At 49.4% G+C, this 435-nt stretch carries 1 protein-coding gene; it reads right to left on the bottom strand.

The window, feature by feature from the left end:
• Positions 1-6: 6 nt before the first annotated feature.
• A partial coding sequence (locus H8K47_RS18065; protein WP_268977690.1) for an EF-Tu C-terminal domain-related protein occupies positions 7-435 on the bottom strand: 429 nt, incomplete at its 5' end.

The raw sequence follows: 435 nt of genomic DNA, 5'->3' as shown, positions 1-435 counted from the left end.
TACAAATTACTCGATGATTTTAGCAACAACGCCTGCACCGACTGTACGACCACCTTCACGGATAGCGAAGCGCAAGCCTTCTTCCATCGCGATTGGGTTGATCAGTTTTACTGTGATCGATACGTTGTCACCTGGCATTACCATTTCTTTGTCTGCTGGCAACTCGATCGAACCAGTTACGTCCGTTGTACGGAAGTAGAACTGTGGACGGTAGTTGTTGAAGAATGGGGTATGACGGCCGCCTTCATCTTTCGACAGAACGTAGATTTCGCCTGTGAAATGTGCATGTGGCTTGATCGAACCTGGTTTCGCCAACACTTGACCACGCTGGATGTCTTCACGCTTAGTACCGCGCAGCAGAACACCTACGTTGTCGCCTGCCTGACCTTGGTCCAGCAGTTTGCGGAACATTTCAACGCCAGTACATGTTGTTTT

This window comes from Cognatundibacterium rugosum (genome assembly GCF_014284365.1).
In the GTDB taxonomy this organism is placed as follows: Bacteria; Pseudomonadota; Gammaproteobacteria; order Burkholderiales; family Burkholderiaceae_D; genus Undibacterium; species Undibacterium rugosum.
Note: the sequence above shows the minus strand (reverse complement) of the source record. Positions and strands in the feature narration are given on the sequence as shown.